The organism is Aquiflexum balticum DSM 16537, assembly GCF_900176595.1.
In the GTDB taxonomy this organism is placed as follows: Bacteria; Bacteroidota; Bacteroidia; order Cytophagales; family Cyclobacteriaceae; genus Aquiflexum; species Aquiflexum balticum.
This window is the reverse complement of the sequence record NZ_LT838813.1, coordinates 4,948,593-4,968,807: the sequence shown is the minus strand read 5'-3', so window position 1 is coordinate 4,968,807 and position 20,215 is coordinate 4,948,593. Positions and strand designations below refer to the sequence as shown.

16 protein-coding genes are annotated in these 20,215 nt (G+C 37.9%); 6 read left to right on the top strand and 10 right to left on the bottom strand.

Features of this window, described 5'->3' with window-relative positions:
* Positions 1–67 precede the first annotated feature (67 nt).
* Complete coding sequence (locus B9A52_RS20990; RefSeq protein WP_084122486.1) at positions 68–2,023, top strand: sensor histidine kinase; 1,956 nt, start codon at positions 68–70, stop codon at positions 2,021–2,023.
* Here B9A52_RS20990 and B9A52_RS20985 read toward each other — a convergent pair.
* The 4 genes from B9A52_RS20985 to B9A52_RS20970 all read right to left on the bottom strand — a co-directional run bounded on the left by B9A52_RS20985 (position 1,998) and on the right by B9A52_RS20970 (position 8,179).
* Positions 1,998–2,867 carry a substrate-binding domain-containing protein gene (locus B9A52_RS20985; RefSeq protein WP_084122484.1) on the bottom strand — a complete coding sequence of 290 codons (870 nt, stop codon included), beginning with the start codon at positions 2,865–2,867 and terminating at the stop codon, positions 1,998–2,000. The two genes, B9A52_RS20990 and B9A52_RS20985, sit on opposite strands and share 26 nt — an antisense overlap.
* A 269-nt stretch (positions 2,868–3,136) precedes the next feature.
* On the bottom strand, positions 3,137–4,471 hold the full coding sequence (locus B9A52_RS20980; protein WP_084122482.1) for an MFS transporter: 1,335 nt from the start codon (positions 4,469–4,471) through the stop codon (positions 3,137–3,139).
* Between the two features lie 37 nt (positions 4,472–4,508).
* Positions 4,509–6,938, bottom strand: a complete 2,430-nt coding sequence (locus B9A52_RS20975; protein ID WP_084122480.1) for a glycoside hydrolase family 31 protein — start codon at positions 6,936–6,938, stop codon at positions 4,509–4,511.
* Positions 6,939–7,147: 209 nt separating this feature from the next.
* A complete protein-coding gene (locus B9A52_RS20970; RefSeq protein WP_084122478.1) occupies positions 7,148–8,179 on the bottom strand; it encodes a LacI family DNA-binding transcriptional regulator in 1,032 nt (343 codons plus the stop codon).
* A gap of 351 nt (positions 8,180–8,530) precedes the next feature.
* Here B9A52_RS20970 and B9A52_RS20965 point away from each other — a divergent pair, with 351 nt between their 5' ends.
* From B9A52_RS20965 to B9A52_RS20950, 4 genes are all read left to right on the top strand, one after another.
* Positions 8,531–9,598, top strand: coding sequence for a SusF/SusE family outer membrane protein (locus B9A52_RS20965; protein WP_084122476.1), 1,068 nt, complete (start codon positions 8,531–8,533; stop codon positions 9,596–9,598).
* A gap of 108 nt (positions 9,599–9,706) precedes the next feature.
* The gene (locus B9A52_RS20960; protein WP_084122474.1) at positions 9,707–12,496 is read left to right on the top strand and encodes a DUF4961 domain-containing protein; all 2,790 of its coding nucleotides are present in this window, start codon (positions 9,707–9,709) and stop codon (positions 12,494–12,496) included.
* 22 nt (positions 12,497–12,518) lie between these two features.
* Entirely contained in the window at positions 12,519–13,580 is a 1,062-nt protein-coding gene (gene fbaA, locus B9A52_RS20955; RefSeq protein ID WP_084122472.1) for a class II fructose-bisphosphate aldolase, read from the top strand.
* Between the two features lie 69 nt (positions 13,581–13,649).
* Complete coding sequence (locus tag B9A52_RS20950; protein WP_084122470.1) at positions 13,650–15,200, top strand: alpha-amylase family glycosyl hydrolase; 1,551 nt, start codon at positions 13,650–13,652, stop codon at positions 15,198–15,200.
* A gap of 60 nt (positions 15,201–15,260) precedes the next feature.
* On the opposite strand, the gene pfkA is transcribed toward B9A52_RS20950, so the two are convergent.
* Positions 15,261–16,247: a 6-phosphofructokinase gene (pfkA, locus tag B9A52_RS20945; RefSeq protein ID WP_084122469.1), complete on the bottom strand. Its 987-nt coding sequence runs from the start codon at positions 16,245–16,247 to the stop codon at positions 15,261–15,263.
* The gene (locus tag B9A52_RS20940) at positions 16,247–16,621 is read right to left on the bottom strand and encodes a methylglyoxal synthase (protein WP_084122467.1); all 375 of its coding nucleotides are present in this window, start codon (positions 16,619–16,621) and stop codon (positions 16,247–16,249) included. The genes pfkA and B9A52_RS20940 overlap by 1 nt, the downstream gene beginning before the upstream one ends.
* Positions 16,622–16,836: 215 nt before the next feature.
* Here B9A52_RS20940 and mscL point away from each other — a divergent pair, with 215 nt between their 5' ends.
* Entirely contained in the window at positions 16,837–17,250 is a 414-nt protein-coding gene (gene mscL, locus B9A52_RS20935) for a large-conductance mechanosensitive channel protein MscL (RefSeq protein WP_084122465.1), read from the top strand.
* Positions 17,251–17,285: 35 nt separating this feature from the next.
* Here mscL and B9A52_RS20930 read toward each other — a convergent pair whose 3' ends face one another.
* The 4 genes from B9A52_RS20930 to B9A52_RS20915 all read right to left on the bottom strand — a co-directional run bounded on the left by B9A52_RS20930 (position 17,286) and on the right by B9A52_RS20915 (position 19,802).
* Positions 17,286–17,729, bottom strand: coding sequence for a hypothetical protein (locus tag B9A52_RS20930; protein WP_084122463.1), 444 nt, complete (start codon positions 17,727–17,729; stop codon positions 17,286–17,288).
* Positions 17,730–17,739: 10 nt separating this feature from the next.
* A complete protein-coding gene (locus B9A52_RS20925; RefSeq protein ID WP_084122461.1) occupies positions 17,740–18,117 on the bottom strand; it encodes a hypothetical protein in 378 nt (125 codons plus the stop codon).
* Positions 18,118–18,153: 36 nt separating this feature from the next.
* Entirely contained in the window at positions 18,154–18,702 is a 549-nt protein-coding gene (locus tag B9A52_RS20920) for an RNA polymerase sigma factor (protein WP_084122459.1), read from the bottom strand.
* A 176-nt stretch (positions 18,703–18,878) separates the two neighbouring features.
* Positions 18,879–19,802, bottom strand: coding sequence for a universal stress protein (locus tag B9A52_RS20915; protein WP_084122457.1), 924 nt, complete (start codon positions 19,800–19,802; stop codon positions 18,879–18,881).
* Positions 19,803–20,215: the final 413 nt, after the last annotated feature.

Below are 20,215 nucleotides of genomic sequence, written 5' to 3'. Positions count from 1 at the left end.
AAGATTTGGTTACAATTTTTTTTTCAAACATATTTAATTTCCTTTTTTCCAAAGAATAACAGAATTTATGATTAGAATCATCCTTTTTGGGTTGATGAGTTTTATAATGACGATCGATCTTTTTGCTCAAATGCAAGAAGTGGATAGTTTGAATAAAATTGTTTTGACCGAAAACAATGATGCTGACAGGCTAAATACCCTGAATAGAATAACATTTTTAATTAGAGAAAAAGATACCCAACAGGCACTAAAATGGGGTATTCAGGCCGAAAGTTTGGCTTTAAGCCTTGGTGACAGTCTACAGTTGATGAAGGCAAAAGGTAATCTTGGCTGGGTTTATTACAGATTAGGGATTTGGGACAAGTCTTTTAGATATTCCAAAGATGCATATCTTCTTGGGTTGAAGTTTGAAGATGAATTTGAAACTGGAATGGCCTTGAACAATCTCGGAGCCCTTTATTACCAAAGAAAAAATTTTACGGAAGCAATTAAGAGTTTTAGAGAGGCATATCAATTAGGACTTGAAATAGATGATTCTTTTCTCACCATCCGAAGTTTGAATAATCTTGCTTTGAATCTTTCGTTTGTCGGTGAATTGGATTCTGCTTTATATTTTGCCCGGACTGCTTTGCAAAGTAATAAAAATGAAAATTTGATTTATTTCACAAGTTTTTCCAATAGAGTGATCGGGGATATTTTTTTAGCCAAATCTGAATTGGATTCAGCTATCAAAACATACGAATATGCCCTTTCGGTTGCTTCCCACCACCGTCTCAAAACCTTTGAAGCTTCGGTTTTTCATCGGTTGGGCAAAGCCTATTTCCTAAAGGGAGATCTTGATAAATCCCTCGATTATCTTGGTAAGGGAAGGAAAGTTTCTGAAGAAAATGGATATCGAGAAGAATTGATAGAAACCTTCCAGGTTTTGGCATCGGTTTATCATTCTCTTGGAGATGTTTCTACTGCTTATCAATACCATAAGTTATTTGCCGAATTGAAAGACAAAAGAGAAGATGAAATAGATGAAGACCGGATGTCTTTGCTTCAGGCGATGCTTGAGGTAGAGAAATCAGAAGCCGAAATCAGTTACCTCAAAATCGAAAATTCTTTAAAAGAATTGGAATTAAAGTCCATTAAAAGGATGGTGATTATGGGAGGTTTGGCTATCATCATTTGTGTTACGCTTCTTGCTTGGCTTTTCATTTTCAACAAAAAACTGAAGCGGGCAAATGAAAGATTAAAGGCTAAAAGAATTTTATTGGATAAACAAAAGAAAGAAATTGAGTTGAAATCTGAAGAACTTTCTGAATCCAATAGCATGAAAAATAGGATCCTCTCCATTTTAGGTCATGATTTGAAGAGTCCCGTTGCCCAGTTGAAAGGAGTTTTGGATCTCCTGCATTCCCAAGAGCTTACCAAAGAGGAATTTGAAGGTATTTCACATATTTTGAAAAGAAATGTAGATGGTCTTTTTGAAAACATCGATAATATTCTCAGCTGGTCCAAATCTCAAATGGAGGGTTTTAATGTTCATTTAGCACCAACCAATTTGATTAAGGTTATAAAACCATGCTTAGACCTATTGAACCATCAGGCAATATCAAAGGAAATAATTATTAACCTTGTTGTGGACGATAAAGAAATGGTAGTTGTAGATCAGGATCTTTTGCAGATTGTTGTTCGTAATCTGTTAAGTAATGCAATAAAGTTTTCCAAAAAAGGATCAAAAATTGATATTTACTCTTTTAGAGAGGGAGAATTACTGAATTTGGTGATTCAGGATCATGGACTCGGAATGAGTGAAATTCAATTAGAGACAATCCTAAATGGTCAGGTTTCCTTATTGGAATCGAGCGTTGGAACTGAAAAGGAAAAAGGTACAGGATTGGGACTGAATCTCAGCAAAGGGTTTTTGGATTTGATGGGAGGGAAATTTTCCATGGTAAGCAAAAAAGGTGAAGGAACTACAGTAACCATCTCGCTTCAGGGAGTAGGGGTTAAACAAGTTCAACTAATGAATTGAAAATCATTTTTTCCACATCCATTTTTTCCCCAATTAAACCCAGTTCCATCAATTCCAACATGGTATTTTCCACCATACTCTTAGAAATAACTGCTTGATTTGCCCAAGTAGTCTGACTTAACCAAAACTTGATATCATCTTCTTTGATATTGTAAAAGTCGCTTAATTCTTTGGATAGATTCGGCTGCTTACTTAACCGGGAAGACTCTTCATATACCAAGTCTCTTAGGACTCTTATCGTTTCAACATTTTTTTTCAATGATTTAGGGTGAGCAACCAAAGCGAAGCAAGGCCAAGGTGTAGGTAATTCGCCGACGCGTTTGAATATTCCCTGATCAACCAGTGGCTTGGTTGTGAATTTTTCCCATAGAAAAATTTTTGTATCAGATTGGCCCAAAGCTTTTTTTGCTCCTTCCAAATCTCCAATAACTTCAAATTTCAGATCCTTAAGTACCCAATTTTCTCTTTTAGCCAGTACATAGGCCATCAAATGTGATCCGGAACCATAACGGCTGATAAGAAAAGGAAAGTTTGCTAGTTGCTTGAGTTCATTAAAGGAAGATTTACCCGATATATGAATTCCCCAGATAAGTGGGGAAGCCACATGTAAACCAATCATAAGCCCTGGATTTCCTTCAATCTTGTCCTTGACAAAACTTTCAGTGAGAACAACCGCAAGATCTGTTTCCCCTTCACGCAAGGCTTTATTCATAGCTCCTGAACCTTTCGGTTCATTGACCCACTCTAATTCCAAGCCATCATTTCTGAAAGGCTGCGATTCAATTACTTTGAGCCAAGGGTAATTGAAATGTTCAGGAACTCCAGTGATTCTTATTTTTTCCATTTTTGTCTCTTTTCCGTTTGTCTAGGTGAAGCAGTATTCAGTTTACAGTGTGTCAGTTTGCAGGGAGCAGCAGTCAGTTGTTGGATGTAGTAGTCTCGGTAATGAGTACTCAGCTCTCAATGGCACGCTAGCCTACTGCCAGGTCTGAACACTGCCTCCCACGACTCTCTACTAACCTACTCACCCTTGAGAACCGATGGTCTGTCTACAGATGCCGACTGACCACTGAGGAAGATGCCGACTGACCACTGTTTGCTGAACACTGAACACTACCCATCATGCGTTGCATTTCTGTCTGTAATCAACAAATTGGCAAAACCCGCAACTATCAACGAAGTACCTGCTAGAACCATCGTATAAATCACTTCTTCCCCAAACAGAAATTTATACATCAAATTGATGCCACCCAATGCTGCTACAATCTGAGGAATTACAATAAACATATTGAAAATTCCCATGTAAACACCCATTTGTTTGGGATTGACTGAACTGGAAAGCATAGCATAAGGCATCGAAAGAATACTGGCCCAGGCAATTCCCACCAGTGCAAAACAGATATGCAGCATCCAAGGCTCTGTAATAAAGTATATCAGGATAAAGCCCGAACCGCCAGCCATCAGACTGAGCATATGGACCAATTTTCTGTTGATCTTGACTTTGCTGGTGATAAAAGCCAAGATCAACGCATAAAACATGGAAATCAGTCCATAGGTGCCCAAGTAATTCCCCACACTATCTGCCGCATTATTGTAGGCCAAGGAAGTAGTATCTGTTGCTTTAAAGATATGTTCTGTAATAGCCGGCGTAGCAAAACTCCACATGGTAAAGAAAGCAAACCAGGAAAAAAACTGAACCACCCCAAGTTTTTTCATGACATTGGGCATGCCCGAGATGTTCTTGAATATTTCTTTGAACCCGTTCCAGAAACCTTTATTTTCTTCTTTTTCTTTTTCGAAAGCCTCCAAATCTTCGGGAGGATATTCGTTGGTAGTGAGTATGGTGTATAAAATTGAACTGAATAATACTACTGCACCTATGGCGAAGGCAAATTTTACTGAATCGGGTACAACCCCCGGGGCTGCGGTATTAGGGACACCAATTTGTGTCATCATCCACGGCAGATTACTCGCTATCCAAGTACCAATCCCAATGATAAGGGTCTGAATCACAAAACCGTAAGAGCGCTGACTATCAGGAAGTTTGTCAGCAACCAAAGCCCTGAAAGGTTCCATGCTTATATTGATGGATGCATCAAGAATCCATAACGAACCTGCTGCCATCCACAAAGCGCTGGAATATGGAGCAAAAAATAAGGCACAAGTACTCAATATAGCGCCAATAAGAAAATAGGGTCTTCTTCTTCCGAATTTCACATGCCATGTCCGATCACTCAGGTAGCCAACTATTGGCTGAATGATTAATCCTGTAAGAGGCGCAGCTATCCAAAGTAATGGAATAGCATCTTTTTCTGCTCCTAATGTTTGAAATATTCTGGACATGAACCCACCTTGAAGGGCAAATCCAAACTGAATACCCAAAAATCCGAAACTCATGTTCCAGATTTGCCAAAAACTAAGTCTTGGTTTTTCTCTTATTGATTGCATTATTTTGGGTTGGTTAGGGATTGATCAGGATAAATAATCAGTTGACTTGTAATGTGAAAAGATCAAGAATATGGTCCAGTACAACACAGGGGACATCCTCCATTTCGTAAAAAGGATGATCGTGTTCCGGTAATGGATCAAACTCTGTCAATTTTTTTAAAAAAGAGACATCTTCTAAATTATGTTGAATAGTTTTTCCACCATATTTAATCGAATCAACTTCAATTCCATGGAAATAAAGTTTGATTTTATTATACCCAGTTTCAAACTTTCCTTCAGGCTTTGAAAACATCAAATTTCCGGTTTTGGAATTCCATTCTATCTCTCTTTTAAAATAAGCACCATTTTTATATTCATGACTGATGCCATCGTCCTCATAATGGATATATACCGATTTGTCGTTACCATGATAAAGATGAAGATAAAGAATCCCGTCATTGGTTTCCTCGGTATGGGAAATATCGGATTGTAAGGAAAGAATTTCTCCTGCTTTGACATAAGCGGGCAGATAGTTCAAAGGACAGTCCTGATAAACAGTCTGTTTGCCTTTATGTTTGGTGCCATCATAAAGGTAATACCAATCTCCCTCCGGAAGATAGACTTTGGTGATTTCTTTGGTACTCTCTACCGGCGCAACAAGAATTCTGTCACAGAAAATATATTGGTTTTGAAAAGCAGTCTCGTAAATTTTCTTGTCATATGGATAATCTATTGCCAAACTCTTGGCTAAAGGCAATCCGGAAAAGGTGCTTTGATAATAACTGCTATAAATGGTAGGAAGGAGTTTATACCTCAATTTCATATAATTTCTGGAAATCTCCTCAACTTCCTCACCGAATGCCCATGGTTCGGCATCATTGCTGTTGATCATGGAATGTGCCCGATAAAGGGGGGAAAATGCCGCAATACTCATCCATCTTGCGAAAAGTGATTTGGTAGCTTCCCCAGCAAATCCTCCTACATCATAACCTGAAAATGCCACGCCGCTTAAGCCAAGACTATTTACCAATCTGATACCCGCCATCATATGTTCTTCGCTCGCAAAATTGTCTCCGGTCCATGCTGCGGCATATCGCTGTATTCCCGAAAATCCTGAACGTGTCAGGACAAATGGCCTTTCTTCAGGTCTATGTAACAGACTACCTTCCATAGCACTTCTCGCCATTTGGAATCCATAAATATTTCTGGCTTTACGGTGGCTGACCTCTTCACCTTCATAGTGGAATTCGATCAGGTTGGGTGTAAATTGGCCCCATGAAGCGGGTTCATTCATATCGGTCCAATATCCGTCCACACCGGCTTCGAAATAAAATTCCATTTTTTCTGCCCACCATTTTCTTGTTTCAGGCTTGGTAAAATCCGGAAATGCACACCATCCCGGCCAAACCTGACCCTCATAAACATCCCCATCAGGAAATTTGACAAATAGGTCTTTTTGGAGCCCTTCATCATAAGGTAAATATCCTTTATCGGTTTTTATTCCAGGATCCATAATTACCACTACCCTGAATCCTTTTTCTTTTAAGGATTTGATCAAGCTTTTGGGATCCGGGAATTTTATACCATCAAAAGTGAAAACCTTATACTTTTCCATATGATGGATATCAAGGTAAATCACATCTGCAGGCATGTCCTTGTCCCGGAAAGTTTTCGAAAGATTTAATACCTCCGATTCAGGGTAATAGGAATATCTGCATTGTTGGAATCCCAATGACCATGCAGGAGGCATTTCCATTTTACCGGTAAGTTCCGTATATGAACTTATGATTTTGGAAATGGAGTCATCATGGAAAAAGTAATAGTCCATATCCCCATCTTCTGCTGAATAATAAACAAACCTATTGTTTGAGGCTCCAAAATTGAAAACTGTCTTGTGGGTATTATCAAAAAATATTCCATAGCAGAGTTCGTTGTGTATCCCCAAATAGAAAGGAATACTCATGTAAAGAGGATCATCTCCGACTCCGTATGCAAAATAATCTGTGTTCCAATTGGTATATGCTTTACCTGCTCGGTCCAGGTTTCCGGTCTTCTCGCCCAGTCCAATGAATTTCTCATTCTTGTGGACTTTCTTATAATTTGTCACTTCTGTTCCCAACCATGATACTGAGAAGGAGGGATCATCTTGATTAATGATTTTTCCTGCCGGGGTATGGAAGGTCAGATAGAAAGGGGATAAATTGACCGAAAGGTGTATTTTGGATGTTTTGACCCAAACTTGCTCTTTACTCTTATTGATTTTGAAATTATTCTTTTGGGGATCTTTGATTACGCTGTATGGGTTGGGGCTGAAGGAATTTTCCCTCGTAATCTGAATCCTTATAGTAGAGTCATCAAATACAGTAATTTCAAAATTTGCCGAACTGGTTTTTCCCTTGATTCCGTTTTCTTTTTCAATCCAACTTTCAACATCATCGATTGAGAGGTTTCGGTTTTTTTTATTTTTGGTGCTTGAGGTCTTGGTCATCGTTAAGCGTTAATTGATAATTATAAGTATCATTTGGTAATTTTTTCAGGCAGTTAACGGACTAAGTTAGGAAGGATTATTTAAGTATAAAATGAGTGAAACCATTGTCGATTGATTCGAAAACAGAATTTAAACATATAAATACCCATTTTCTGACAAATCGAAGTATTCAAACGTTTGCATAAAAATTCCTTGTAAATGAAAAAAAATTAAATCTTCACGGAAGATTTTCTTACCAGGAGTTCTGTTTCTAACACTACGTTTATTGCTTCCCCAATTTGGCCTTTCTTTCTATTGATCATTTCCAGTAAAAGTTTGGTAGCTTCCTCACCGATTTTGAAGCCGGGTTGGGAAACTGTGGAAAGCGGGGGGTCAATCATTGAAGAAAACTGCCAATTGGAAAAGCCCACAACGCCAACATCTTCGGGAATCTTATATTTTAAAGACTTTAATGCCATCATTGCTCCGGCCGCAACTATATCGTGATGGGCAAATATAGCATCAGGTTTGTTTTCTCCGTTTTGAAACAATTTAGTGGTAATATCAAAACTTTCTTTTTCAGTTCCAGTGGGGCATTCAATTATCCATTCCGGATTGACTTTTATCCCGGCAGATTTCAATGCATCCAGGTAGCCATCTTTTCTCATTTTTCCAATAGCAAGATTTTGTGGTCCTGATAAATGTATGATCCTCTTGTATCCTTGTTGTATCAAATGAATGACAGCATCAAATGCTCCTTGATAATCATTAACAGTCACTGTGGTGATATTTTCCAAGTCCGGTAACCTATCGAAGAATACGATGGGAAAATTCAATCCCAATAATTTTTCAAAATGCCCAAAATCCGTTGTTTCTCTCGAAAAACTTACAAGAACACCATCTATCTGATTGGATAGCATAGTTTCGATGCTACTGTGTTCTCTGCTCAATTTTTCATTTGTCTGACATAATATGACATTGTATCCATTGGCAAATGCCACTTCTTCAATACCGCTGATAACTGTAGAAAAGAAAAAATGTACAATTTCCGGAATAATTACGCCGATGGTAAAGGATTTGCTTTTTCTGAGACTTAATGCCACAGCATTCGGACGGTAATTGAGTTGTTCTGCAAGTTCCTTTACTTTTTTTTTCGTTTCATCGCTTATCCCAGGATAGTCTTTCAAAGCACGTGATACTGTGGAAGGAGAAACATTGAGTTCCTTTGCTATATCTTTAATTGTTGCTTGACCTAATTTCATAAAAATTGTACTTTTTTAATAATATTTTTATTAATCACTATTAAGGATCCTTAGAAATGCTAAATTTCACAAGATTGTAAAGCAAATGTTTTTTATTACGAATATATGCAAAAATAATTCAAAAAATCAGTCCTATGAAAACGATTGCGGTCACGTTTGCATAATATTAATCACTGTCTTTTTAAGTTAAATACTTGCAATTTCACCTTTGTTTAAGTAATATTTGAAGTTGATTTTATCCTTATGACTTGTTGGATTTAAGGTCCTTACAGGAAGGATATAATAATATAAATAAAAAATTGTGTTTTAATATTGAAATCAAAAACAATAAATTCCAAAAAACAATTACCTATGAAAGTTCTTTCAAAATTCATTTGGGCAGCGCTTTTGCTCCCGTTTATCTGGTCCTGTGGTGAAATTGCACCTCCACCGATAATTTCCCAAACGACCTCTTCTGTTTTATCCACATCTCCAATTGTATTGATTGAAGAAGATGCGGAAGAATCAATAGTATTTGAAGTCAGTCCGGCTGATTTTGGTGTTTCTACGGGAGTTACTTACTTTATTCAAATGGATAGCCCTGGCAATAACTTTGCTTCTCCTGTGGATTTGGGTTCTAATACCAGTACTACAGTACTCGTCACTGTTTCAGAAATCAACAGAAGAGCAATTACAAAAGGAATTTTGCCAGGTGAAACCGGAAATATGGAATTCAGGGTTAGAGCCGTACCTGATAGAAGTCTAAGCGCTATATTAGGCCAAGCAAGCGTCATTTCAGTTACTACTTACTCCGATGCTGTAGCCTTGAGAAACCTATTCTTGGTCGGAGAAGCAACTGCACCAGGATGGAATCCCGACAATAATAACCCGCCTTTATTCAGAGATCCTGAAAACACTGATTTATATGTTTACACAGGCTTTTTCAATGCGGGTGGATTTAAAGTCCTTGAAAGAATCGGTCAATGGCAGCCTCAATTTGGAACAAATGACGGAACGACCATAGCTGTCAATGAAGGCGGAGGATCTGATCCTGATGTTTTCTCTATTCCAACGGCGGGTATTTATACCTTTACAATGGATCTGGAAGCTGGCACATTTTCAATCGAACCATATACTGGTACTGCCCCTACAGACTTTGCTACAGTAGGTATCATAGGTGATGCCACTCCTGGTTCCTGGGATGCTAGTACTGCTATGACAAAATCGACTTTTGACGGTAATATTTGGAGTATCACAGCTACTTTGACTGCAGCACAGATGAAATTCAGAGCGAATGACGCTTGGACGGTTAACTGGGGTGCAAATACCCCAATCAGCGGTCAGGGAGTACAGGAAGGACCAAATATTCCTATTGAAGAAGCAGGAACATACAAAATTTGGTTCAATTCCTTAGATGGAAGATATATTTTCCTCCAGTAAAATAGAATATTGAATTTAGCAAAAAGGCTACTTAACCAAGTAGCCTTTTTGCTATTTATTAATTTATCAGAATTTAGCTTAAATTCCCACTGGCTAACTTATTTCATTATGTTAAAAAAAATACTAATTACGCTTACTTTTTTGACTTCGGCAGCCACATTATTGTTTGGGCAAGTAACAACAGCCCCAAGTTTCCCCCGTGCTGATCAGAATATTAAAATCACTTACGATGCTTCCAAAGGGACAACCGGATTGCAGGGAGTTAATCAAGTGTATATTCATATAGGCGCCGTAATTGCGGGCCCCACATCCACAGCATGGGCGATTGTGCCAACACAATGGGGCACAGATGATCCCATAGCGAAAATGACCAAGGTAGAAGGGGAATCAAATATTTGGGAGTGGGAATTGAACCCAAACGATTTTTTTTCTCCCCAGGCCGGGCAGACAATCTACAGGTTGGGAATGGTATTTAGAAACATCGACGGAACAAAAGAGGGTAAAACTGCTACCAATCAGGATTTTTTTGTAGACCTAAGCCAAGGTTTTCAGGTTACTTTCACCAATCCCAATACTTCTTCAATTCTTCTTGAAGTAGGAGAATCTCAGGACATTTCTATAGTTTCTTCGGAAGTTGCCAACCTGAGTTTGTCTGTAAATGGGACCCAGGTATCTTCTGCACAAAATGTTGAACTATTGAATTATACTTTTCAGGCTACATCTGAAGGTGCTTTTGCAGTGGAAGCAAAAGCGGAAAAAAACGGGGAAGAAGATACTTCCCAATTGACCATCACAGTGGTAGGGCCAAGTCCCAAGTTACCCTTGCCCCAAGGTGTCGTTAAAGGCATAAATTATATTTCTGACACGGAGGTGGTATTTGTTTTGGAAGCTCCATTAAAGAAAAACGCCTTTTTGATTGGAGATTTTAATGATTGGTTGGTTCTGCCCGAATTTCAGATGAATCAAACATTGGATGGGGAATTTTTCTGGTACAGATTATCTGATTTGACCCCTGGTCAGGAATATATTTTCCAGTATTTGGTAGATGGCAGTATCCGGATAGGAGATCCTTACGCAGACAAGATTTCAGATCCTTTCCATGACAATGAAATTATCCAACAAAACAGATACCCCGGCTTGAGACCCTATCCTCAAGGAAAAACAGAATTCCAGGCCTCATTTTTACAGACTGCCCAGGAAGAATATCAATGGCAGCATACCGAATACAATAAACCTGCAATAGAAGAATTGGTAGTATATGAACTTTTGGTAAGGGACTTTGATGACAGAAGGACTTTTAATGCTGTAACAGAAAGGCTTGACTATTTAAAGGATTTGGGAATCAATGCAATCGAATTGATGCCGATAAAGGAATTTGAGGGTAATCTTTCCTGGGGTTATAATCCTTCTTTCTTTTTTGCTGTTGATAAGTTTTATGGTCCAAAAAATGATTTGAAAAAACTCATCGATGAGGCTCATAAAAGGGATATGGTTATTATCCTGGATATGGTCTTAAATCATGCTTTTGGCCAAAATCCCCATGTAAGGTTGTATAATGACGGGGATTACGGAGCTCCCACTGAGGACAATCCTTGGCTGAACAGAGTGGCAAAGCATCCTTTTAATGTAGGATATGATTTCAATCATGAGAGTGCTTATACAAAGGCATTTGTAGATTCGGTGAATAATTATTGGTTGACAGAATACAAAGTAGATGGATACAGGTTTGATTTGAGTAAGGGTTTTACCCAGGTTAATTCCGGGGACAATGTCGCTCTTTGGGGTCAAAGAGATCCCTCCAGGATTGCGATATGGAAAAACATTTTTGACCAAATCAAGGAAAACCATCCTGACACTTACGTCATCTTGGAGCATTTTGCAGACAATACTGAAGAAAGGGAATTGGCGGATTATGGGTTGATGTTTTGGGGAAATTTGAATTTTGACTTCCGAGAAATGGCCAAAGGAGGTTCCAGGAATTTTGATTGGGGATATTACCAAACCAGGGGATGGAGCAAAAATACCCTTATGAGTTACATGGAAAGCCATGATGAAGAAAGAACCATGTGGGAGTCCCTTACTTGGGGTGCAACTTCGCCCATAAATATCAGAAAATTGAGTAATGCTGTCAATAGGAATCAATTATTGGCTACCTTCTTTTTTGCGATTCCAGGACCCAAAATGATGTGGCAATTTGAGGAATTTGGGTATGATCTTGAGCTGAATAATGATAGGCTTGGAATCAAACCTACGAAATGGGAGTATTTGGATGATCCTGAAAGAATTAGACTATTCAATTTGTATAAGGCCATGATCAGCCTTAAAGAAAATCATAAGGCCTTTAATTCTCCTGATAATGCCATCCTGAACCTTTCCCAACCCTTAAAGTCAATCCGGTTAATTGACGGGGATTTTCAGGTTGTTCTCCATGGTAATTTTGGATTAACAGATGTGAATAATGCAAATCTCAGTTTTCCAAATCCGGGAGTTTGGTATAATTATTTCACAGGAGAGGAAGTCAATGTCACAGGAAATTCTAAGACATTCAGGTTGAGGGCCAATCAATTCCTGCTTTTTACAAATCAGAAACTTGAATTGCCGGAAGGTGAGATATTAGAGGATCCAATTCTTTCAATTGGACCGGAAAACATTGATTTATCTGATTTTAAGCTCTATCCTGTACCTTCCAATGATATTTTGAAAATCGCTGTTCCGGAAGCAGTTAACCAATTCAATTTTAAGATTTTAAATGCGGCAGGAGTAGTATTAAAGGAGGGGAGATATTTTGGGGCGGATAATAATTTGCAGGTGGATATAAGGGAATTTACAGCAGGTATTTATATCTTTGAAATCAGTGATAACCGCAAGGTTCTTAGAAAGCGGTTCATAAAACAATAGACAATTACTTTTATAAAACATCATGAAATTCAAACCAGGAGTTAAGTACGGGGCAGAACTCAAAGATCTTTTGGATTATGCAAAAGAAAATGAATTCGCAATGCCAGCTGTAAATGTTATCAATACGAGTACAATAAATGCAGTTTTGGAGACTGCCAAAAAGGTAAATTCTCCTGTGATTGTTCAGTTTTCAAACGGTGGCGGGCAGTTTTATGCTGGAAAGGGTGCCGGAAATGAAAACCAAAATGGAGCAATCCAAGGTTCTATATCAGGAGCTTTGCACGTTCACAGAATGGCCGAAGCCTATGGCGTGCCTGTTGTTTTGCATACCGACCATTGTGCCAAAAAGCTTCTGCCTTGGATTGATGGCTTATTGCAGGAAGGGAAAGAATATTACAAAGCTTATAAAAAACCATTGTTCAGTTCGCACATGTTGGACCTTTCGGAAGAACCAATCGAGGAGAACATCGAGATTTCTGCTAAATATTTCAAAGAGTTTGTGAAACTGGAAATGGGTATTGAAATAGAATTGGGTGTCACAGGAGGCGAAGAAGATGGTGTTGACAATACAGATGTCGACAGTTCTAAGCTATATACCCAACCTGAGGAAGTCGCCTATGCTTATGAGCATTTAAAGGGAATTGGGGAATTATTTACCGTAGCTGCTTCTTTTGGAAATGTCCATGGTGTATACAAACCTGGAAATGTCAGCTTAAAACCTCAAATTTTGAAAAACTCACAGGAATACCTGAATAAAAAGCATGGGTTGTCAGGCAAGCCACTTTATTTTGTTTTTCATGGAGGTTCAGGTTCTACAGCTGCTGAGATCAAAGAAGCGACAGGCTACGGCGTGATCAAAATGAATATTGATACCGATCAGCAATGGGCATTTTGGGAAGGGGTGAAAAATTATTATAAAGCCAATGAAGCATATCTGCAGACTCAATTGGGGAATCCTGAAGGTTCTGACTCACCGAACAAAAAGTATTATGACCCCAGAGTTTGGCTTAGAAAAGGGGAAGAGAACTTTATTAAAAGGCTTGAATTGGCTTTTCAAGAGCTCAATGCAATCAATAGAAACTGATTTATATTTGTGGACATATTGAAAAAGTCACTTTTAAGTGACTTTTTCTGTTTAAAATGACAAAGCCTTATGACAAAGTATTTATTCAATCTGATTCTTTTGATTTTGACAGTTACAGTTGCGTGCACAGATAATAAGAAAAGGGAAGTTGAAAACCATTGGCCTCATGCAGGAATAACTTACGAGATTTTTATTCAGTCTTTTTATGATTCAAATGGGGATGGAATAGGTGATATCAATGGTGTAATCAAAAAACTTGATCATGTGAAAGAACTTGGTGCAAATGCCATATGGTTTATGCCGATCAAGGAATCACCGAGTTATCATAAATATGATGTGACGGATTATAAAAAAATACATCCTGATTATGGGACCTTGGAGGATTTCAAAAACCTTTTGGATGAGGCTCACAAAAACGATATCAAGATCGTTATTGATATGATTATCAACCATACCAGTAATCAACATCCTTGGTTCCTGGAATCAAAAAAAGGGAGGGACAATCCGTATAGAGATTATTATGTTTGGGCGCAGAAAGATACCATTGCCGATTTTATCAACAAAAAAGCAATTACACTTGATAGCGACAATATCCGACAGTGGCATGATCCGGGACTTGGGGAAGATTATTACTATGGTTTTTTCTATGGAGGCATGCCTGATCTGAATTTTGATAATCCCAAGGTCAGAGAGGAAATTTATGAAATAGGAAGGTTCTGGCTTGAGGACGTCGGTGTGGATGGTTTTAGGCTGGACGCAGCCAAACATATTTTTCCGGATGACAGACCGGAAGATAATCATGCTTTCTGGAAAGAATTCAGAGATAGAATGGAGAAAATAAAACCTGATATATACCTTGTTGGGGAGGTTTATGACAAAAAAGAGATCGTGGCACCATATCTGCCTGGACTGCCTGCACTTTTCAATTTTGACTTTCATTACACCTTGATTGAATCCTATCAGAAGGGAGACGGGATGCTATTGGCCAAAAAACAGAAAGAGGTTCTGGATTTCTATCAGGGAATTACAGACGAATTTATTGATGCAACATTTTCTTCCAATCATGACCAACCCAGATTATTGAATTCCTTGGAAGAAAACCCCAGAAAGCTCAAACAGGCCATAAATATTCTCATGACCATGCCCGGAGCGCCTTATCTATATTATGGGGAGGAAATCGGAATGTTGGGCAAAAAGCCTGATGAAAATATCAGAGAGCCTTTTTTATGGGATTTAAAGAATAATGATAAGGGAAGGACAACATGGATTGAACCGGTTTATTCCATTGATGAGACAGTTACTCCCTTAGCAATTCAAAAATCCATGAGTACAAGTTACTTTAATCATTATAAACAAATTATCAAACTCAGGAATACCAATAGGGCTTTAGCTTTGGGTGAATTGGAATTGTATCAGGGAGAACTACCAAAACCGATAATGGCTTTTTTCAGAAACCATGAAGATCAGGAACTTTTTGTTGTACATAATCTCAGTGATCTTGAGCATAGAATTGACGCACCTGAAGAATATGGCACCACCATATATGCTTATGGGAATGCTGTTTTGGAGGGCAATTCAATAATTCTCCCAGCATATAGTAGTTTGATTTTAAAATATTGATCAACAAAAAAAGGGGGGTGATAAACCTCCCTTTTTTGTGATACCATATCGAAATGAATTTTAAGTTGAAAGAATTTTTGCAATTCTGAAATCATCTTCATCTACTTCTTTGCTACCGATTATTGCTTTTGCTATTGGGGTAAAGACGATTTTGTTATTTATGATCCCGGCCATTACATCGTATTTGCCGTTTATTAAGCCCTCCACTGCAGAGACACCTAATTTACTTGCCAGAACTCTATCTAATGAACTTGGAGCTCCTCCTCTTTGCAAATGTCCCAATATGGTGACTTTGATATCGTAATAGGGGAGAAGTTTTTTTATTTTGGAAGCAATTTCAGTTGCACCGCCACTTTTTCCACCCTCTGCTACAATTACAATATTGGAAGTTTTCATTGCTTTGGTTCTGGCTTTTAACCTCTCTACCAACCTTTCAATAGGCATTTTCTTCTCAGGAATCAAGGTAGCTGCCGCAGCACTTCCGATTCCTGCATTGATAGCAATAAAACCTGCATCTCTGCCCATTACTTCTACGAAAAAAAGTCTATCATGCGAAGTCGCTGTGTCACGTATTTTATCAATAGCCTGAATAGCTGTATTGCATGCTGTATCAAATCCAATAGTAAGGTCAGTACCTGAAAGGTCATTATCAATTGTCCCCGGGATTCCTATGGATGGTATTCCAAATTCCTTGAAGAATAAGTGCGCTCCGGTAAGAGACCCGTCTCCGCCAATCACCACAAGACCGTCAATGCCATGCTTTAGGAGATTAGCGAAAGCTTTTTTTCGTCCTTCTTCAGTTCTGAATTCAGCACTTCTGGCAGATTTCAGAAATGTTCCCCCTCTTTCCAGGATATGAGCAATGTTTTTGGATTCAAGTTTTTTGATATCATCCTGTATCATACCCTCGTACCCGCGATAAATGCCGTACATTTCTAAATTATAAAAAAAACCAGCCCTTACGACTGCTCTGATTGCAGCATTCATTCCTGGGGCATCTCCTCCTGAAGTGAGGACACCTATTCTCTTTATTGTTTTTATTTCCATTAAAACTGGGAAGTTAATTGTTCAAACATCAATTGTGCGGCTGCGGGATTAGTAGCTAAGGGAATATTGTGGACATCACAAATCCTCATCAGCATTTGTACATCCGGTTCATGGGGATGTTTATCCAGAGGGTCCCTAAAAAATATTACCATTGAAAGCTCTTTTTGAGCTGCCATGGCAGCTATCTGGGCATCACCCCCTAAAGGCCCTGAGAGGAGTTTCTGAACTTTGAATCCTGCTTTTTCTATATGAGACCCAGTGGTGCCTGTAGCAACCAGGTCAATATTTGCATGATGCAATTCGTTTTTATAGCCACTCAGAAAATGGACCATATCTGCTTTTTTCCCATCATGCGCAATCAATGCGATTTTCATTCTGTTTTTTTAATTTAATAGGTTTTCGGCCTAAAGTTATGAAAAATTATAAGTTTCACCTTCAGTAAAATTTTAATAAATAGAAGACATCGTTACAGATTCTGATTGGGTCTTTTTTGTCCTATAAAAAGAATTTATTATTAAATCCATTTTAATTATTTCTTTTAATTATTTTGGGCCTTTAAATCATTATAAAACTTCAATTTATAAGCATTATGAGCCTAATTAAAGAGTTTAAAGAATTTGCCATGAAAGGCAATGTAGTTGATTTGGCGGTTGCTGTCATCATTGGTGGCGCATTCGGCAAAATCGTTTCATCTTTTGTCAATGATATTGTGATGCCTCCTCTAGGTGTCCTTTTAGGTGGCGTAGATTTCAAAGATTTAAGTGTCACGCTCCGGGATGCTTACACTTCTGAGACTGGAGAAGAAATGGCGGCTGTAGTTCTCAGCTATGGTAATTTTATTCAAAATATAGTGGATTTTCTGATCATCGCCTTTGTCATTTTTATAGCAATCAAGGGGATGAATTCTTTGAAAAAGAAAGAAGAAGTAGCGCCTTCGGAGCCACCTGTAGCCCCAAAATCTGAAGTTCTCTTGGAAGAGATCAGGGATTTATTAAAAAAGTAAAATAAAGAAAGCAGCTTTAAGGCTGCTTTCTTTTTCTAATCGTTTTTATCTCTTCCTCTTTGCATTCTGTACACCTGCCGCGTAAATTCTCTATTCACACCTCCAAGTTTTACTGCCTGAATGGGCGAAATGATTTTTACAATCTCATCCATAAAGAGTTTTTCCATATCCAAAAGATCCTGTTGCAAACTCATTCTTTGGGCTATCATTTCCCTTGCTTTGGCTTCAGTCATTTCTTCGGAGGAGCTTCGGTTGATTGCTGAAAGTTGATGCATCAACTTGCCTCTTTCTTCATTGAATTGATTGAACACAGGCCAGAATTTTTCCGCTTGTTCGGCTTTTAGGTCAAGCCTATTGGTAATAAAGGCTACTCTTGCAGCTTCCAGTTTTTCTTTGTCATAAGATGATGAGGGCCTTTGAGCTAATAGGTTGATATTGCTGATGGCTATGAGGAGAAATATGAGTGTAAGTTTTTTCATGATTATTAATTTAATACCACCAATCTTCTTCAAATTGATCATTGCTATCAGAATCTGATGTGCCCCACTCCACGCTGATGATTTCATCAAGGATTTCATTTGGATTCTCACCCAATGAGAGAATATCCTCAGCCTGCCAATAACCTGAGCTTATATAAAGGTCTATTTCTTGATTTAGATTGGCTTCAACAGATGTTTCCTGAATGGTGTCATTATTCAAAACAAACAAAAAAATTCCAAGAAGTATGACCGCTGCGGCTGATAGAGAGCTTACTATCGAATGCGTCCGGGTTTTTCTCTTGTTATTTTCAAGTAGTATCCTTTCAGGAAGATCTTCGAAATATCCTTCAGGTGTTTTGAAAATGTTAGTTTTATTTGATTTTTTCATGGCTCCGATTGTTAGACAGAAATAAAGTCAATAAGTTTATTCTGTTTTAAGTTCATTTTCAATTTTCTTGCTGGCAAGATGGTAACTTGCCTTTAAGGCACCAACTGAGGTTTCAGTGATTTGGCTGATTGCTTCATAGCTTAAGTCTTCAAAGTATCTCAAATTGAAAACAAGCCTTTGTTTATCAGGTAATTTTAATAGGGCTTTTTGAAATTTTTTTTCAATGTCATCTGCAGAAATCATACTTGAGTGGTCAAGATAATTCTGCATTACTTCTGTATGGTCTTCAATGGGAAAGAAATATCTTTTCTTTTTTCTTTCCAGGAAATTCAGACTTTCGTTGACAGCGATCCTGTAAAGCCAAGTGAACAAAGAGGAATTACCATGGAAATTACTGAGATTTTTAAAGGCTTTGACAAAGGTGTTTTGAGTAATATCATCAGCATCCTCATGAATAATGACCATCTTTCGAATAACTCCATAAATCCTTTTTTGATACATTTCAATCAAAATCCTATATCCTTTCTCCCTTGTACCGGGGTTTTGGATCAATTGTAAAAGTTCTAAATCGTTAATTGAAATCATTCGGTTCTTTGACAGCAGAAAACTGAATAGGTTTAACCCCTTGAGGTCAAATGTCTCAACAATTTATTATTTATTGAAATTGAACAGGTGGGTTTGTGTAAATAAAAAAACCGCTACCCGGATCTGAGTTTCCTGGTAGCGGTTTTTTTGATCATCTGATATTTAGAAACACTGGGTCAGATCTCAAGAATATAGTCCAGTATCCCTGCATTTTTTCCTTTTGGTCTGGTAACTAATAGAGGGAAATGATCATTGAGTTGAATCAGTCTTTCAGCCATGCTGCCGATAAAAAGGGCTGTTGCAGCTGTACGTCCTTTCGCTCCGATTATGATAGAATCAGCCTTGATTTCCTTTGCCTTCGATATAATATCCTCAACGGGATCATCATCTTCATCTTGGGTATATACCGGCGTGATTTTGATATTTTTCGTGTCGATTTTCCTGATGAATTTTTTGAAGTTGATTTCTGCGTGCATCAGCATAATGGCAGTAAATTCCTTATAACTTTTACCTGTGAAGTGGTAGCCGGAGGGCACGGTAAATACATTTTGACAGACGATTTCGGCATTTCCCCCATATTTTTCAACAATCATGATAGCTTCTTCCATAGCATCTTTTGAATAATCTGAAAAATCACTGGGCACCAAAAGTTTATCCATTTTCGGAACGGAATTTTCCGGAATGATCAAAAGGGAACAGCTTGCTCTTCTTGCCAGTCTTTGAGAGATAACTCCTGTACCGGGAAGATTGACTTTTCGGCCCACGAGTATCATGTCAGCTGATTTTTCATGTGCCAACTTGAGGATTTTTTTTGATAATTGCCCTTCCTTGACTACATATGAGAATTCCACATTTTCTTGTTCACCAAATGTTTTATCAACAATTTCCTTCATCTGCATTTTTCTTTCCTCAACCATATTGTCGATCAAATGAGGGAATTCCTCTAAAACATCTTTGGGAATATTGAGGTTTCTAATGACGTTGGTGAAGTAAATTTTCTTGGTTTGGTTGACTTTCGAGATGAAAGAAGCAAATTTGACAAGTGTGATGTCCAATTCACTCTGATCCAGGCAAACTATAAGTTTTTTTATTTGATACATCTTCTTTGGCCTTATCGAACTGCAAAATTAAGCGAATTCAATGATGATTTGAGTATTTTTTTAAAATATTATTTTGAAATAATGAAATAACAATGTATTGAACGAGTAATTATTTTGAAATCTCGATTTCATAAAAGAATGAAATGCATCCCAACCCTGTTCAATCGGGAATAAAAAACATTAAATTTTTTATTCCTAATAAAATTACTGATTAAATGTATTGTACAAAATGATTATTGGTGAATTTGTTGTTGAACTTATATAATCCAACCAAACTACCAAATCACGAATAAGCTGGATTCAAGATCCTGATATCATTAAAACGAATATTAGTTTAATTCGTATATTTGCTCAAATGGCTCAGGTCGCTGACATGTTCCAACTTCACAATTAAAAAACAATGCCGAGTGAAG

Excerpts from the sequence above, each read along its gene's own strand:
- B9A52_RS20990 (WP_084122486.1), top strand. The coding sequence starts at position 68 with ATGATTAGAATCATCCTTTTTGGGTTGATGAGTTTTATAATGACGATC.
- B9A52_RS20985 (WP_084122484.1), bottom strand. The coding sequence starts at position 2,867 with ATGGAAAAAATAAGAATCACTGGAGTTCCTGAACATTTCAATTACCCT.
- B9A52_RS20980 (WP_084122482.1), bottom strand. The coding sequence starts at position 4,471 with ATGCAATCAATAAGAGAAAAACCAAGACTTAGTTTTTGGCAAATCTGG.
- B9A52_RS20975 (WP_084122480.1), bottom strand. The coding sequence starts at position 6,938 with ATGACCAAGACCTCAAGCACCAAAAATAAAAAAAACCGAAACCTCTCA.
- B9A52_RS20970 (WP_084122478.1), bottom strand. The coding sequence starts at position 8,179 with ATGAAATTAGGTCAAGCAACAATTAAAGATATAGCAAAGGAACTCAAT.
- B9A52_RS20965 (WP_084122476.1), top strand. The coding sequence starts at position 8,531 with ATGAAAGTTCTTTCAAAATTCATTTGGGCAGCGCTTTTGCTCCCGTTT.
- B9A52_RS20960 (WP_084122474.1), top strand. The coding sequence starts at position 9,707 with ATGTTAAAAAAAATACTAATTACGCTTACTTTTTTGACTTCGGCAGCC.
- fbaA (WP_084122472.1), top strand. The coding sequence starts at position 12,519 with ATGAAATTCAAACCAGGAGTTAAGTACGGGGCAGAACTCAAAGATCTT.
- B9A52_RS20950 (WP_084122470.1), top strand. The coding sequence starts at position 13,650 with ATGACAAAGTATTTATTCAATCTGATTCTTTTGATTTTGACAGTTACA.
- pfkA (WP_084122469.1), bottom strand. The coding sequence starts at position 16,247 with ATGGAAATAAAAACAATAAAGAGAATAGGTGTCCTCACTTCAGGAGGA.
- B9A52_RS20940 (WP_084122467.1), bottom strand. The coding sequence starts at position 16,621 with ATGAAAATCGCATTGATTGCGCATGATGGGAAAAAAGCAGATATGGTC.
- mscL (WP_084122465.1), top strand. The coding sequence starts at position 16,837 with ATGAGCCTAATTAAAGAGTTTAAAGAATTTGCCATGAAAGGCAATGTA.
- B9A52_RS20930 (WP_084122463.1), bottom strand. The coding sequence starts at position 17,729 with ATGAAAAAACTTACACTCATATTTCTCCTCATAGCCATCAGCAATATC.
- B9A52_RS20925 (WP_084122461.1), bottom strand. The coding sequence starts at position 18,117 with ATGAAAAAATCAAATAAAACTAACATTTTCAAAACACCTGAAGGATAT.
- B9A52_RS20920 (WP_084122459.1), bottom strand. The coding sequence starts at position 18,702 with ATGATTTCAATTAACGATTTAGAACTTTTACAATTGATCCAAAACCCC.
- B9A52_RS20915 (WP_084122457.1), bottom strand. The coding sequence starts at position 19,802 with ATGTATCAAATAAAAAAACTTATAGTTTGCCTGGATCAGAGTGAATTG.